Raw genomic sequence first — 15,887 nt, 5'->3', positions numbered from 1 at the left:
CGTTGATGGTTACGATTCGAATTATCGGTAGCTTGGTATGATCAGACTGATTGGATATTTTTTCGGCTTGGCCAGCGTGCTCTTCCTGTGCGCCGCCGCCGCCGGTGCAATTTATTTGCACGGCGTGACGAAGGACCTGCCGGATTACGCAGTTCTGAGCACTTATGAGCCGCCGGTGACGACCCGCGTGCACGCCGGCAACGGCGCGCTCATGGCGGAATACGCCCATGAAAAGCGCCTGTTCCTGCCGATCCAGGCTATTCCGGACCGTGTGAAGGCAGCTTTCCTTTCGGCGGAAGACAAGAATTTCTACAACCATCCGGGTGTGGACATCTGGGGTCTCGGCCGTGCCGTTCTCGTCAACCTCCAGAATATCGGCTCCGGCCGTCGTCCGGTCGGTGCGTCCACAATCACCCAGCAGGTGGCAAAGAACTTCCTGCTCACCAATGACCAGACCTTCGACCGCAAGCTCAAGGAAGCGCTTCTGTCCTTCCGCATCGAGCAGACCTATTCCAAGGACAAGATCCTCGAGCTTTATCTCAACGAGATCTTTTTCGGCCTGAATTCCTACGGTATCGCCGGTGCGGCACTCACCTATTTCAACAAATCGGTCACCGAACTGACGATCGCGGAAACCGCCTATCTCGCATCGCTGCCGAAGGGCCCGGCCAACTACCATCCGATCCGCCGCGAGAAGGCGGCGCTGGAACGCCGCAACTGGGTGATCGACCGCATGGCCGAGAACGGCTACATCACGGTCGGCGATGCCGAGGATGCAAAGAAGCAGCCGCTTGGCGTCAATCTGCGCCGTGGCGGCGCGCATATCTTCGCGTCTGACTATTTCGCCGAGGAAGTCCGCCGCCAGATCGTCGAGAAATACGGCGAGCAGGCGCTTCTTGAAGGCGGCCTTTCGGTTCGCACCTCTTTCGATCCGCAGATCCAGATGGAGGCGCGCAAGGCGCTTCAGGACGGTCTGGTGCAATATGACGAGCGTCGCGGTTTTCGCGGACCCGTCGAAAAGATCGAGACAACCGGTGACTGGACCGCGGCGCTCGCCAAGGTAAAGGGCCTTCGCGACGTTCCCGAATGGAAGATCGCAGTTGTCCTAGCCGTTGCTGCCGATGGTATCGATATTGGCGTGCAGGTCGATCCTGATGCCGAGGATGGCGACAAGCGCACACGCGGCCATATCTCCGCTGAAAACATGCGTTGGGCCTATCGCGATGCCACCGGCAAAAAGCCGACGGCTAAGTCTCCGGTTGGCGTTCTGGCTGTTGGTGACGTCGTTTACGCACAGCCGCTGTCCGGTTCCGGCAACGAATATCGCCTGCGCCAGCCCCCGAAGGTGCAGGGCGGCATGATGGTGATGGACCCGCACACTGGCCGCGTTCTGGCCATGGTCGGCGGCTTCTCCTATGCGCAGTCGGAATTCAACCGCGCCACGCAGGCGATGCGCCAGCCCGGCTCCTCCTTCAAGCCGTTCATCTATGCGGCTGCACTCGACAACGGCTATACCCCGGCCTCGGTCATTCTCGATGCGCCGATCGAGGTTGTTTCGGGCGGTCAGGTCTGGAAGCCGCAGAATTACGGCGGGGGTTCCGCCGGTCCTTCGACCCTGCGTCTCGGCATCGAAAAATCCCGTAACCTCATGACAGTGCGACTGGCGCAGGACATGGGCATGAATCTGGTCGCTGAATATGCCGAACGCTTCGGCATCTACGACAAGATGCCGCCGCTTCTGGCAATGTCGCTCGGTTCGGGCGAAACAACCATCATGCGCATGGTCTCGGCCTATTCTGTGATCGCCAATGGCGGCAAGCAGATCAAGCCGACTCTGATCGACCGCATCCAGGACCGTTACGGCAAGACGATCTTCCGGCATGAGGAGCGTGCCTGCGAGGGCTGCAACGCCACCAGCTGGCAAAATCAGGACGAGCCGGTCATCGTTGATAACCGCGAGCAGGTTCTCGACCCGATGACCGCTTACCAGACGACCTCCATGCTTGAAGGTGTCGTGCAGCGCGGCACGGCGGCGGGCAAGATCAAGGTCGATCTGCCGGTTGCTGGCAAGACGGGCACCACCAACGATGAAAAGGACGCCTGGTTCGTCGGTTACACGCCGGACATGGTTGCCGGTCTTTATATCGGCTTCGATTCGCCCGCACCGCTTGGGCGCGGCGGCACCGGTGGTTCGCTTTCGGCTCCGATCTTCGGCGAGTTCATCGCCGATGCGGCCAAGCACCTGGAACCGAGCAAGTTCATCGTGCCTGAAGGCATGAAGTTCATCGCCGTCAACCGCAAGACCGGCATGGCCGCTTCGGAAGGCGAACCTGATACGATCATGGAAGCCTTCAAGCCGGGCACCGGCCCGGCCGATACCTTCTCGGTGATCGGCGCGGAAGGCATGTCGCAGGAGGATATTCTGAAGACCTCGCCACAGGCCCAGCAGGCCATCACCGGCGGTGGCGGCGGTCTTTATTGATACCAGTCTTATGTTTGGCGGGGGGCGCGGGTCTTTACATCCGCGCCCCCCGCATTTATTTGAGCTACCAGTTTAAATGAAGGCGAAGAACCAGCGAAATGCGCAATGAAATTGTGAACGTAGTCGACGAAATCAAGCAGGCCATAAGCCTGCTGAGGAGGCATCTTTGACTGGGACCAGGCGATAAGACGACTGGACTGGTTGAATAACAAGGCAGAGGACCCGACCCTCTGGAACGATGCCACCGAAGCGCAGAAACTGATGCGCGAGCGCCAGCAGCTGGATGACAGCATCAATGGCGTGAAGGCGCTTGAGCAGCAGCTCAAGGACAACGTCGAGCTGATCGAACTCGGCGAGATGGAAGGCGACGACGAGATCGTCAAGGACGCCGAAGATGCGCTGAAGGCGCTGAGGAGCGAGGCGAACCGCCGTCAGGTGGAAGCCATGCTTTCCGGTGAAGCTGATAGCAACGATACCTATCTCGAAGTTCATTCCGGCGCCGGCGGTACGGAAAGCCAGGACTGGGCCAACATGCTGCTGCGCATGTATACCCGCTGGGCTGACCGCGAAGGCTTCAAGGTTGAAGTGCTGGAAGTTCATGACGGCGAAGAGGCCGGCATCAAGTCCGCGACGATCCTCGTCAAGGGCCACAATGCCTTCGGCTGGCTGAAGACGGAATCGGGCGTACACCGCCTCGTCCGCATCTCGCCCTATGACAGCAATGCGCGTCGCCACACATCGTTCTCCTCCGTCTGGGTTTACCCAGTGGTCGATGATTCGATCCAGATCGACATCAACGAGAGCGATTGCCGCATCGATACCTATCGTTCGTCCGGTGCAGGCGGCCAGCACGTTAATACCACCGATTCGGCCGTGCGTATTACCCACATACCGACCGGTATTGCCGTGGCCTGCCAGCAGGAGCGTTCCCAGCACAAGAACCGCGCCAAGGCGTGGGACATGCTGCGCGCCCGCCTTTACGAGGTGGAGCTGCAAAAGCGGGAAGATGCGGCAAACGCTCAGGCCGCATCCAAGACCGATATCGGCTGGGGCCACCAGATCCGTTCCTACGTTCTGCAGCCCTACCAGTTGATCAAGGACCTGCGCACCGGCGTGGAAAGCACCGCACCCGGCAACGTGCTGGATGGCGATCTGAACCAGTTCATGGAAGCGGCCCTCGCGCACCGCATCAGCGGTGGCGCAGACGTGGAAGTGGCTGATATCGACTGACGCGCCACAGCGTCGCGTGAAAAAATCACCCCTCGCAAACCCATTGCGAGGGGTTTTTCGTTGGAGGAGATGGATGAAACAGGCGCTTTACATCGTCGACGTTCAGCCGAGCTTCAATCCGCCGGCTGCGCTTGTGGCGGACATATCCGCGCTGGCCGCCACCATGCCAAGCGTTGCCAGCGTCGAGCGCCATAATGAAAGCGTCACGCCTTTCGAGCGGCAACTCGGCTGGAAGCCGGGCAGGGACGACTGCTCGCTAGTTGCGGCGGACTGGATTTTCATAAAGCACGGCTACGCGCCGCCAAGGGCGGCTATCGACCACCTCCTGTCTCTAAAGCTCGACAGGGTGCTGGTCTGCGGCATTCAGGCCGATACCTGCGTGCTGGCTGCGGGTTTTGCCCTGTTTGATGCGGGGCTTCATCCCACGCTTCTGCCATGGCTGACGGTGGGCTCCAGCCTCGATCGCAGCGGCGAACTCGGCGCCAGACTATGGAAACATCATTTCGGTGCGGTTCTGGCCGGGCCGCATGAGCTTAACGCGTAGAGAGTTTCCAGTAGAACTGCGTGTAATCAAAGGGGTAGAGAACCTCCAACGATTCCGTTCAAACCGACGTTCTCTCGCCCTCAGTTCGAGGCCTTTTCGATCTTCATCTCGCCGAGTTCGTCGATCAGGATCGTCCAGCTTTCCGCTTCCCTGATCTGCGGATCGGTTTTCAGATAGACGGTCACGAACAGGCCGGGCGAGGCCGACGCACCGTTTGAGCTTTCGGGGCGAATATCCGTGACGTAGGACTTCATCTGGCTGAACTCTTCCAGCTCGATATTTTCGAGAAGGTTCGGTCCGTTTGCGGTAGTGGCGATGCGCTGCAGATAGACTTTAGCGGTGCCATCGCCCTGGCGGATTGCAACCACCTTGTAATAACCGCGCGAGGGTGTCGCTGGCGGCGGCCGCAACTGGCCGTCAGGACCTTTCACCGGCTCAAGATTATGCTCTTCCCACATGCCGCTGCTGACAACGAAGATCGCCGATACCGGCAGTTTGTCGATGGCCTCCGTTTGCGCCCGCACGGGAAGCGCTGTGGCGGCGAAAATCAGGGCGGCGAGAAGAGGTTTTTTCAGGGGCATGGCCATCATCAGTGGTTGGCGTCAATTGTTGAATTGTTCGGCGAGAACGCGGTCTGACCATGAACGGTCCGGGTCCGAGAGAATTCTGGCCGTCCTGTCCTGCGATTGCGCAATCCGCACATGCCGTACGGATTTCACCTCCGTATGGTCGGCGACCGCGTTCACCGGACGTTTGTCGCGCTCCAGAACGTGAATATCGACCGTCACCTTGTTGGGCAAAAGTGCGCCGCGCCAACGCCTTGGCCGGAAGGCGCTGACGGGTGTGAGCGCCAGAAGCGGTGATTCCAGCGGCAGGATCGGTCCATGGGCTGAGAAGTTATAAGCTGTCGATCCTGCCGGTGTCGCAACCATCATGCCGTCGCAAATCAACTCTTCAAGCCGCGTCTTGCCGTCCACCTCGACACGTAGCTTGGCGGCCTGATGCGATTGCCGGAACAGGCTGACCTCGTTCATGGCAAGCGCCGTAAATTCATCTCCGTCGGAATCCGTCGTCGTCATGCGCAGCGGATGAAAATCATTGCCGGTCGCCACCGCAATACGCTCGACCAGGCCGTCTACCCGGTAGTCGTTCATCAGAAAGCCGACCGATCCCCGGTTCATGCCATAGACCCGCTTGCCGGAATTCATCGTTTCGTTGAGAATTTGCAGCATGAAGCCATCGCCGCCGAGCGCCACGATCACTTCCGCCTCGTCGAAGGGCGTGTTGCCGTAAGCGCCTTTCAGCTCCTCCAGCGCCCTCTGCGCCTCCTCGGTTGCGGAGGCCACGAAGGATAGTGAACAGTTAGAATGCGACATTCGCTTCCCTCGGCAACAACGCATACCGGAATCGATATGCGGACGATGCTGTAACCTGTTGAAGCAGCTCACAATCTCCAAACGTCGATAAAACGGTCGATCGCAAGCCACAAGACGCATCCTTGGTACATGAAGACGGCAGCAGGCGACAAGGCCTTTCCGGCGGACAGGCGTTCGCAGCAAGCGGGTTTGCCCGCGTGCGGTCCACAGCTTCTTGGTTTCCGGCCTTCGACAAGGGTTGCGATGCGGCGCGACGTGAGGCAACTTGCGCGAAACAAGCGGAACGGCGAGTGGCAGGAGACGGGCGTGGTGCTGAATTACAATATCTACGATGTCTTTACCGAGACCAAAATGGCGGGAAATCCGCTGGCGGTCATGTATGACGCGGATGGCCTCGACCAAGTGACGATGCAGGCGATAGCCAGAGAAATGAACCTCTCCGAGACCGTTTTCGTCAACCGCTCGGGCAACCCGGCCCACGCGGCTTCGCTGCGTATCTTCACGCCTTCGGGCGAGTTGCCTTTCGCGGGCCACCCGACTGTTGGCGCAGCGATCGCGATAGCCGAGCGCAATCGAAACGAAGGTGACGACGATATCGATATGGTCTGTGTGCTGGAGGAAAAGGTGGGTCCGGTCCGCTGTGCGGTGAAAATGCGCGCCGGTGCGGTCAGCTTCGCCGAATTCGACCTGCCGCGCAAATCGTCCCGCGTCACCCTGCCGCTCGATCATGCCGCACTTGCCGATGCGCTGGGCGTGAGCGAAGGCCATCTCGGCTTTGAGAACCACGTACCGTCGATCTGGACGGCCGGTGTGCCGTTCCTGCTCGTGCCGCTGCACAATATTGCCGCTATCAGCGAAATGGATTTCGACGCCAATCTCTGGCTGCGCACCGCACCGCTGGTGGAGGGGCGCCTGACGGCGGCCTATATCTACTGTCGCGGCGGCGTCAATCACGCGGCAAAGTTCCATGCCCGCATGTTTTCCCCGGAAATGGGGATTTCGGAAGACCCCGCCACCGGTTCCGCCGCCGCCGCCCTTTCCGGTGCAATCCATCATTTCGACGGCCTGACAGACGGTCACTATCCGCTCTTGATAGAGCAGGGCGTGGAGATGGAACGTCCTTCCCACATCCATCTGCGCATGGACATCAAGGACAACGAAATCGCCCGCGCCCGTATCGGTGGCCACGCGGTCCGTGTAGCATCGGGCACGTTCGAGATCTGATTTTAACGTGAGCGACTGAACTACAGTCGAAAAGCTACCTGCCGACCAAAACGAAAAACCCCGGCCATGACCGGGGTTTTATTGTTTCTGGTCTTAACCAGAGATCAGTTGAACCGACCCGCCGCATGGGCAAGCATCGTGTAGACCTTGCCGGTATCGGAGGTGAGGTAGGACTGGGTGACTGTCCGGTCACGGTCCGTGCGGGCGACATCAGCGAGCAGCTTTTCGAAATCGGTGATGTAGCGGTCCACGGCGGTGCGGAATTCGGCCTCCCGCTCGTATTTGCGCTTGATCTCGTCAAACGTCGTCTGGCCCTTCAGCGTATAGAGGCGACGGGTGAAGACGTCACGTTCGCCGCGCTGGTACCGGCGCCACAGTTCCACCGACGCATCGTGGTCGATCGCGCGGGCGATGTCGACGGACAGCGAGTTCAGCGATTCCACCATGTGACGCGGATTGCGGGTATCGGCAGCACGGGTCGGCTGCTGATCGCCGCTTGCGCGGGGTGCGGAAGCGGCGGCCGATTCCTGCGAGGCACCGCGCAGAAGATCGCTGATCCAGCCACCGCCTTCTTCGCGGCGTGCGGCAGGCGCCGCAGCCGCCTGGGACGGGGCAGGCGCCTGACGGTTTTCGACCTGGCGGTTCTCAAGCGGCAGGGTGCCACGCAAGGCGGGTGCGGCTGCCGGCTGCGGCTGAGCCGGGCGTGGTGGCTGTGCCGGCGTGGCTGCTGCCGGCTGCGGACGCGCTTCGACACGGCGTTCAGCGGCAGGTTGGGTCGCTGCAATGGCGCGGGCGACGGGTTCGGAAACTTCCATCTGTTGGGTCGAGCGACCGACAAGCTGGGAAATATCCTGCAGGGCCTTGATCTGCTCGGAAACGGCGCGGCGCATCGCTGCGGCGCTTTCCTTGGCCTCTTCCGGCAGGTCGAACGCGCCGCGCTTCAGTTCGGCACGGGTCGCATCCAGCTCGCGGCGGATATCGTGGCTGGAGCGGCGGATTTCGTCCGTCGCGCCGGCAAAACGGCTGACAGCTTCCTCAACTGCCTGACGCAGCGTTTCCTTGAGGTTGGCGGCGGCGGCATTGGATTTTTCCGAGGCACTGCCGAGCAGGTTGTCGACTTCCGAAAGCGAGGATTCGACACCGCCACGCAGGCGGTTGACCAGCTCGTCGGAATATTTCTGCGCGTCGGAGAGCGTGCTCTCGATCGAACGGCTGGCATCCTGACCAGCGGCGAGCAGGGCGCCCCGCATGGTCTGTGCTGCCGAGCGGGCGCGCTGTTCCGTCTCGTCGAGCGAACGGCCGATATCGGAGAAGGATGCCTGCAGATTGTCACGCAGGTTGCCGGCGACGTTCTGCGAACGCTCTTCGGCCTCGTTGAGCGTGGTTTCCACCACGCTGACGACGCCGCGCATGGCGGTTTCGATTTCCTCGGAACGCTTGACTAGTCCTACAGACAGGCTGCGAAGTGCATCCTGACGCTCTTCCAGTGTACCGACAAGGCTCGACTGCGCGGCATTGAGCAGTTCGGACGCCTGGCTGAGAACCTTCGAATGTTCCTCGAAACGTCCGACGATGCCGGCAACCTGCGCCAGTGTCTGGCCGGAAATATTCGACAGACGATCGATCTTTCCTTCGAGCAGACGGCTGGAGCTGGACACCATGTCGGCGGCCTGCGAGGCGGATTCGGAGAAGCGGGTGGCCGATGCGTTCAACGCTTCGTCGGCCGTGCCGAATTCCTGCGCGGCGCGCTCAACCGCAGAGTTGAAGTTGTTTGCCGACTTTTCGACGATTTCGGCCATGCTGTTATGGGTCTGCGACAGCATATCCGTGCTCTGGCGCGTGGCGGCGACAAGCTTGTTTGCCACATCGCTTCCCGTGCGGGTGTATTTGTCGATACCTTCTTCGACGGCGTCGGCCATGGCCGTATGCGTCTGCGATAGCATGTCCGTGCTCTGGCGGGTTGCCGCGACAAGCTTGCTTGCTGCCTCGCTTCCGGCATTGGCATAATCGCTGATCGCCTGTTCCACCATGCCGACCATGCCGCTGTTGCTCTGCGACAGAAGTTCGGCGCTCTGCTGGGCGGCGGAGACGATCTTTTCGGCGGCTTCGCGACCGATGGTGGCGTATTCGTCGACGACAGGCTTTGCCTTCTCTTCGATCAGGCGCGACAGTTCAGCAGAACGGCTGGCCAGCATCGAGTTGAGTTCGCGAGTGCGGTTGTCCAGCGCCGAGCGGATGGATTCGCCGCGTGCATCGAGAGCGGATTCGACACCGGTCAGGGTCTCGGAAATGACGCCCACCTGCGAGCGAACGACCGCTTCGGCCTCGGCAACCTTGTTGACGATGATGTTGCCCGCCTCGGAGAAGGTCTGGGCGACGGCTGCCGCCTGGCCGGACAGGCGCGTCTGTGCATCCGAGATGCGGTTGACGATCTCGCCAGAACGTTCTTCGATCGCCTTGGTGAAGGCGTCGTTCTGGGCCTGTACCTGTTCGGCGAATTCCGAGCCGGTTTTCGCAAGCAGGGCAGTGGAACGAACGGCTTCCTCGTCGATGCTCTGGGTGGCGGAAATGACCGCCCCACGCAGGCCGACCGCGAGTTCGCTCGCCTTGCCTTCGATGGTGCGGTTGACGTTTTCGAGGCCGATCGTCAGCGCGCGGTCCATGGTGCCGAGGCGTTCATCGATGCGGGCCGAACCGGCATCGAAGGTTTCCGCCAGACGGCTGGTGCGGCTTTCGAAGGTGTCGGCAACCCGTATCGTCTGCTCGTCCAGAATGCCGGTGATACGTTGAGCCGCATCGTCGCTGGTGCGGGCGAAGGCGGCTGTCTTGTCTTCCAGCGCGTCGGCAAAGCGACGTCCGGCATCCTCGATAGAGGTGTTGACGTTGCCGAGATCGCTCGACACACGCTCCTGCAGCGCACCGAGCGAAGTCTCGATGCGGGTGCCGGTCTCGTCGAGCCTGCCCGTGACGCTTCCGATCGAGGTTTCGATCCGCGAGGAGAGAGCATCGGTCGCACCGCCGATTTCGCGGGCGGCCTCACCGATCTTGACGGCAATATCGCCGGCGCTGTTGCGAAGACGCTGTTCCAGCGTGGCTGCACTGCCGTCTATGGCCTTCTGCAAGGTCTCCTGCTGGGTTTCGAGCGAGAGTTCGAGCATGCTGGCGCTGGATGCAACGGTGGTGCCGATCATTATCGCCTGTTCGGAGAGCATGTCGCCCATCTGGGTCGTGGCTGAGCTCAACGTCGCGGCGATATCCGCCTGGCGCTGCTCAAGCGCGGTACGGATGTCCTCATGCGATTGCGAGAGGTTGTTTTCGAGGCGGGAGACGCCTTCTTCCACCGTCTGCGCAAAACGGCTGCTGCCGTCTTCCACGACGCTTTCGATGCGGTTGGCCGCGCCGGAGACGCTCTGCTCGATCAGGCCGCTATTGCGCTCAAGCGAGCCGGCAATGCGTTCGGCCTGCGAACCGAGCATGGTCTCCAGCCGCTCGTGGCCGCTGGCAAGTGCGTTTTCAAGCGTGAAAGCCGTCGATTCCAGTCGCTGGCCGACGCCTGCGGCCGCGAGCGACAGTGATGCGGTTCTGGCATCCATCGCCTCGGAGATACGCTCCTCAACGCCGGAAATCGTCATGTCGAGCGCCATGGTGCGGCTGTCGAGCGCGTCCGCGATGCGTTCTTCCGCACTGGAGACAATGCCGGAAAGGGCGGCAGTGCGGCTGTCCAGGGCATCGGCAATACGATCTTCGACCCCGGAAACCGCCGAGTGAAGCGCAGCAGTGCGTCCGTCGAGGATGTCGGCGATCTTTTCCTCGACACCGGAGAAGCTCAGGTCGAGCGCCATGGTGCGGCTGTCGAGCACGTCCGTGATCCGCTCTTCCGCGCCGGATACGACATTTTTGAGCGAAGCCGTGCGGCTGTCGAGTGCGCTGGCAATGCGGGTCTCGGCACCGGCCACCAATTCGCCAAGAACGGCGGTGCGGGTATCGAGCGCTTCGGTAATTTTTTCCTCGGCGCCGGAAAACGCCATGTCAAATGCCATGGTGCGGCTGTCGAGTGCATCCGCAATGCGTTCTTCAACGCCGGAGACGACGGCGTTAAGCGCTGCCGTGCGGCCATCGAGCGTTTCCGCGATACGGGTCTCGGCACCGGCCACCAATTCGCCAAGGACGGCGGTGCGGGTGTCGAGTGCTTCGGTAATTTTTTCCTCGGCGCCGGAAAACGCCATGTCGAGTGCCATGGTGCGGCTGTCGAGTGCATCCGCAATGCGTTCTTCAGCCCCCGAAACGACGGCGTTGAGTGCTGCCGTGCGACCATCAAGCGTTTCCGCGATACGGCTCTCGGCACCGGCAACCACGTCGCCGAAGGTGGACGTGCGGCTGTCGAGTGCGCCCGCAATCCTCTCTTCGGCACTTGCCACAATGCCGGTCAGCGCCGAGGTGCGGTTGTCGAGCGTTTCCGACAGCCTCTCCTCGACATTGGCGAAGGTCATGTCGAGCGACAGCGTGCGGCTGTCCATCGTGTCGGCGATGCGTTCCTCGACGCCGGAAATGGCGCTGGAAAGAGCGGCCGTGCGGCCATCCAGCGTCTCGGCAATACGGTTTTCCGCACCGGATACGACGTCGTGCAGGGCAGCCGTGCGGCTTTCCAGCGTATCGGAAATGCGGTCCTCGATGCCGGAAACGGCGCCGGTGATGGCGGCGGCGCGGGTTTCTAGCGTTTCCGAAAGACGGCGCTCGACATCGGCAACGACGCTGTTGATTGCGGCTGCACGCTCCTCAAGCATCGCGGCTAGACGTTCCGCCGTGCCGGAGACCGAGCCGGTAATGGCCAGCGAACGGCTGGCAAGCGCCTCGTCGAAACGGTCCTGGCTTGCCGAAAGCGCGCCAAACAGGGCATTGCTGCGCTCCGCCAGCACGCCGTCGATCTTCTCGTGCGAATTGGCGAAGGCATCGGTGATTTCAGCGGTGCGCTGGCCGATTGCGTCGCTGAACGCGCGGGTACGGGTCTCAAGCGCGCTTTCGAGCATTTCCTGGCCGGTGCCCAGTGCGGTTGCAAGAGCAAGCGACTGGTCGGTCATGGTGTTGCCGATGCGCTCAAGTCCGCTGGTCAGCATGGTGTCGAGGGCTTCGGAGCCGCCAGCAACGGTTTCGTTGATCCGGGCGAGGCTCTCCATCAGCTTGCTGTCGAGGCTGCCGGCGCGCTGGTCGAAGGCACTGGCGAAATCCGCCACATGTTCGTCGAAGGCGGAGTTGACCTGGCCGACCGTCGCCTGCAGGCGTTCTTCATAGAGGCCGGAGCGTAGATCGAGATCCATGATCGCGTCATCAGCCGTGCTTTGCAGGCTCTGGCGGAAGGACAGGCCTTTTTCTTCAAGCGTCGTGGACAGCTTGTCGAGCACGTTATCCAGCGAACCGCCGATGATCTGCTGGCCGCGATCGATATTGCGGTTGAGTTCGAGCGTGCGGGTGGAAAGGGTCTCGTTAAGCTGGCGGGTGCGTTCCTCGAGTGCGCTGTTGAGGCTTTCCGCGCCGCTGTCCAGCGTCGATGCGTGGATCGCGAAGCGTTCCAGCAGCACTTCGCCGCGCTCGTCCAGCGTCGAGGTGAGGTTGTGCAGACGCATGTCGAATTCGCTCGATAGCGTTGCGCCCGAGGAATTCAGTGCCTGAAGCAGGTTTTCGGTCTTGGCGGCAATCAGGCTGCCCATCGCCTCGGTCGAGGCGCGCGATTTTTCGAGCAGCGCGGCCGAGCGTGTGTCGATCATCGAGGCGAAGGCCTCGCCGGTGGTGGAAAGCCGCATCGAAAGCTCTTCGCCGACGATGGAAAGCTCTTCCTTGATCTGTTCCTGCGCGCCGACGATGGAGGAGCGGATGCGCTCCGCATGGTTGACGATGGCGTCACGCTCGGCGCTCAGTTCCTGCACGAGGCTGCGCACGCGCAGTTCATTGTCTGCATAGCTGCGCTCAAGCGCGTTGACTTCAGAATGGACGAGCGTTTCGAGTTCCGTCGCGCGGGCAATGGTGCGCTCGATGCCGTCGTTCATGGCCGAGACTTCTCGGCGAACCGCCTGGCCGACGGACATGATCCGGTCGGAGGCGACAGTTTCGGGTTCGGCAAGACGAAGGGCGACTTCTGCCATCGACCGGGCAGCGTTGCGCAGATCGCGGGCACGCGCCATCATGATCGCGAAGGCGAAGAACAGCATGATCGGAACGACGATGCCGACGACGATCGCCATCAGCCCAGGTATTGCGGCGAGATCGGCAACCGAGCCGATGTTCCAGAGTGCACTGCCGTAGATAAGATGCGCGATGCCGAGGCCGCCGAGCGCCCAGATCACCGACATGATCGTCGCGTTTCTGAGCGCGCCGCCGATAGAGCCGCCTTCGAGCGATTTCAGGATCATGGCCGGGCTGCGCTTGGAGCCGTCGTTGGCAGCTTCCAGATTGGGGGATCTGGGTGCCTGTTCGGCAGGCGCGCGCGCGGCCTCGGGAGCAGGGGTCTGTCTGCTTGCTTCCTTCAATCTGGCCTCCGGCTGCTTTGGCGCTGTCGTCTTCCGCGATTCCGGCTTGTCTTCGAAAGCACCAAGCTGCAGGGCGTCTTCCAACGCCTGAAATGCAGTCTCGTCGACAGAGTCGCTGATCTTGTTATTCGCCATGCGGTTACGCCTCGTTACACATACGCCCGGCTTCATGCCGTTTGACCATCTGCGACCCGCAAATGGACTGCCGCCATCATGCCAGCGGAACATTATCCCGTTAAAGAGAACAATTCCGCCATTACCAATCCCGAATTGCTGGTGGTCCAGCTTTCGGGCGAAATTACATCACTGTGCCGGAATAACAAAGCTTGAGCATAAGCCTCGTCGGAACGGCAGTACCGTAGTGACACATTTAGGTGTTCGAAACAATTAATGCGGGTTTGCCGCAGCAGCGAAGTGTCGGCTTTTTAACAGTTTTTAAACCTGAGTTTCACGCTGAACGCCTTGTTTCGCATAAGTTTAACATAAATTAACCATAGCAGAAGATTTTCGCCCGCGTCACGCCGTAATTTAAGCTGATAGCACCGGCTTCAATGCGTAAATACGACACAGATGTGACACGAAACAGGAAACGGCGAGACAAAGGAATTTCAGATATGGCAGCCGTCAGTATTGCTTTCGAAGCTCCGGATAATTTTGGTGGTGCGCCGGCCGCCGCGACAAGACCAATCGATTTCGAACATCTCGCCCGCCAGACGATGGGCGACAAGGAACTTGAAATCGAGGTGCTGCAACTCTTCAGCCGTAACGCCCGTGCTGCTCTGCATGAAATGGCCGGCGCTGACGACAAGACCGTCAAGGCAACTGCCCATCGCCTGAAGGGGGCCGCGCAGGCGATAGGTGCCTCCACCGTTTCCACGGCGGCGGCGGCAGTGGAGGACAAGGGCAACGATAGCGCGGCTGTAGCCAGACTTGCGGCAGCGATTGTCGAAGCGGAAAACTTCATCCTCAAGCTCTGCCGTTAAGGCGAATCCAGTCTGTTTTACAGGGCCGGTTGCACTTGGCGCCTGCGAGAAGCGGGTTGCCAAGGCGAACCGGCCTTTCTATGTGTTTGTTTAGAACAGTTCTTAGACACCATTTTGGATCTCCGGCATGACAAAACTGACCATTGTTGCCTTTGACGGCACGCCCCATGAACTCGACGTAAGCAACGGTTCAACCGTCATGGAGAATGCCGTGCGCAACTCCATACCCGGCATCGATGCGGAATGCGGCGGCGCCTGTGCCTGTGCGACCTGTCATGTCTATGTGGATGACGCATGGGCGGAGCGCGTCGGCGGACCCGAGCCGATGGAAGAGGACATGCTGGACTTCGCCTTCGAAGTACGCCCGACCTCGCGTCTTTCCTGTCAGATCAAGATGAAGGACGAGCTTGACGGCCTAGTCGTTCACGTTCCCGAACGTCAGGGCTGACGACAAGCCGAATTATATGCCACAGAAAAAGCCCCGCTCACCTGTTAGCGGGGAGCGGGGCGAGGCGGGTACGCAGCATGCAAGCGAGGGAGGAAACACCTGCGAGCCTCAAGTGCGCACCGGGAGAACCGGAGGTGGTTTCGAACGCCGGACCCCTGCGGATCACCACCGTTAAAAACCATGTGAACAAGCTACAATGAGTCTCGTTGACCGCACCATGACGAGAAGTCACGGGTGATATCGAACATGACGTAACGTCATGTTAGCGTTGCGTTTCGCGTCCAGGGGAGTATGGGCGGAAAGGCGGCTCAGCGCCGGTTCTGGCCCTGTTCGATCCGGTTCTTCAAAAGCCGGGTCATGCGCGCGTCGAAGTTTTTGGATTCCACGATATCGAACCTCAACTGATCCTTGTCGTGCTCGTCCATGACGGTCTGGGTTATCTTGCCGACCATTGCCTGCAGCGTTTCACAGTCTTTTTGCGGACGAAGCGCCGTCAGTTGCCTTTCGAGCGAGCGGGCATGGGTGCGGGCGATTTCCGCGTGCCGTTCCTCGTGGCGCTTGATATCTGCAAGCAACGTATCCCAGATGAAGGCCAGTTCCGCCGTGGTGCGGCGGCGGTTTTTCCATTGCGGCAGGAGAATACGGGTGTTCAGCAACACCTTGGTGCTTCCAACGCTGCACATGCCGTTTTTCTCGACATAGGTGAGTTCGCCGCCGAATTTGATCTCGGTGGCACCGGGATGGCGTGCGCCGGTGTTGCGCGTCAGCGGGCCATGCTTGGAAAGCTGCTTGTCGAGGTCAGCGGCGGTTTTACCGCTGATCGAAAAATAGGAATAGGTCTTGCTGACGATGGTTTCGGAAAAAGCCGATCCGGGCATGGAAAGGGCTAATGCGCCAGCGAAAACGGCGCAAAGAGCACGTGAAGATATGGTCATAACCCGGCCTTCCGGTTGAACTTGAAAAACGTTTGCTGCATAGGCGGAGCGGAACTTATAAGAATTGGCATAACACTCCGTTATTCCCGAAAGGCGCGTGTTACGTGATAACAGCCGGCAGCAATGTGTGGCAAGCGGCCCATG

At 60.6% G+C, this 15,887-nt stretch carries 10 protein-coding genes; 6 read left to right on the top strand and 4 right to left on the bottom strand.

What is annotated here, in order from left to right; genetic code table 11:
- The first annotated feature begins 37 nt into the window (after positions 1-37).
- From ASD46_RS00550 to ASD46_RS00540, 3 genes are all read left to right on the top strand, one after another.
- Complete coding sequence (locus ASD46_RS00550) at positions 38-2,482, top strand: penicillin-binding protein 1A (protein ID WP_003512768.1); 2,445 nt, start codon at positions 38-40, stop codon at positions 2,480-2,482.
- Positions 2,483-2,580: 98 nt separating this feature from the next.
- Positions 2,581-3,712, top strand: a protein-coding gene (gene prfB / locus ASD46_RS00545; RefSeq protein WP_097102382.1) for a peptide chain release factor 2 whose coding sequence is annotated in 2 segments (ribosomal slippage) — positions 2,581-2,649 and positions 2,651-3,712 — 1,131 coding nt in all. Because the reading frame shifts where the segments join, the coding sequence is not laid out codon by codon here.
- A 73-nt stretch (positions 3,713-3,785) separates the two neighbouring features.
- On the top strand, positions 3,786-4,256 hold the full coding sequence (locus ASD46_RS00540) for a cysteine hydrolase family protein (protein WP_035198176.1): 471 nt from the start codon (positions 3,786-3,788) through the stop codon (positions 4,254-4,256).
- Between the two features lie 80 nt (positions 4,257-4,336).
- Here the strand turns inward: ASD46_RS00540 and ASD46_RS00535 are convergent, their stop codons facing one another.
- Both ASD46_RS00535 and ASD46_RS00530 read right to left on the bottom strand, forming a co-directional pair.
- On the bottom strand, positions 4,337-4,837 hold the full coding sequence (locus ASD46_RS00535; protein WP_025593311.1) for a hypothetical protein: 501 nt from the start codon (positions 4,835-4,837) through the stop codon (positions 4,337-4,339).
- A gap of 21 nt (positions 4,838-4,858) precedes the next feature.
- On the bottom strand, positions 4,859-5,632 hold the full coding sequence (locus tag ASD46_RS00530; RefSeq protein ID WP_003512774.1) for an NAD kinase: 774 nt from the start codon (positions 5,630-5,632) through the stop codon (positions 4,859-4,861).
- A 306-nt stretch (positions 5,633-5,938) separates the two neighbouring features.
- On the opposite strand from ASD46_RS00530, the gene ASD46_RS00525 reads away from it, so the two are divergent.
- Complete coding sequence (locus ASD46_RS00525; protein WP_025593313.1) at positions 5,939-6,856, top strand: PhzF family phenazine biosynthesis protein; 918 nt, start codon at positions 5,939-5,941, stop codon at positions 6,854-6,856.
- Positions 6,857-6,960: 104 nt separating this feature from the next.
- Here ASD46_RS00525 and ASD46_RS00520 read toward each other — a convergent pair whose 3' ends face one another.
- Positions 6,961-13,512: a lipoprotein gene (locus ASD46_RS00520; RefSeq protein ID WP_025593314.1), complete on the bottom strand. Its 6,552-nt coding sequence runs from the start codon at positions 13,510-13,512 to the stop codon at positions 6,961-6,963.
- Positions 13,513-13,991: 479 nt separating this feature from the next.
- On the opposite strand from ASD46_RS00520, the gene ASD46_RS00515 reads away from it, so the two are divergent.
- A complete protein-coding gene (locus ASD46_RS00515; protein ID WP_025593316.1) occupies positions 13,992-14,360 on the top strand; it encodes an Hpt domain-containing protein in 369 nt (122 codons plus the stop codon).
- Positions 14,361-14,487: 127 nt separating this feature from the next.
- Positions 14,488-14,808 carry a 2Fe-2S iron-sulfur cluster-binding protein gene (locus tag ASD46_RS00510; protein ID WP_003512782.1) on the top strand — a complete coding sequence of 107 codons (321 nt, stop codon included), beginning with the start codon at positions 14,488-14,490 and terminating at the stop codon, positions 14,806-14,808.
- A gap of 308 nt (positions 14,809-15,116) precedes the next feature.
- Here ASD46_RS00510 and ASD46_RS00505 read toward each other — a convergent pair whose 3' ends face one another.
- Positions 15,117-15,743 carry a DUF922 domain-containing Zn-dependent protease gene (locus ASD46_RS00505; protein WP_003512784.1) on the bottom strand — a complete coding sequence of 209 codons (627 nt, stop codon included), beginning with the start codon at positions 15,741-15,743 and terminating at the stop codon, positions 15,117-15,119.
- Positions 15,744-15,887 lie beyond the last annotated feature (144 nt).

The organism is Rhizobium sp. Root491, assembly GCF_001427205.1.
GTDB classification, from domain to species: Bacteria; Pseudomonadota; Alphaproteobacteria; order Rhizobiales; family Rhizobiaceae; genus Agrobacterium; species Agrobacterium tumefaciens.
The sequence above is the reverse complement of the archived record's forward strand: the minus strand, read 5'-3'. Positions and strand labels throughout refer to the sequence as shown.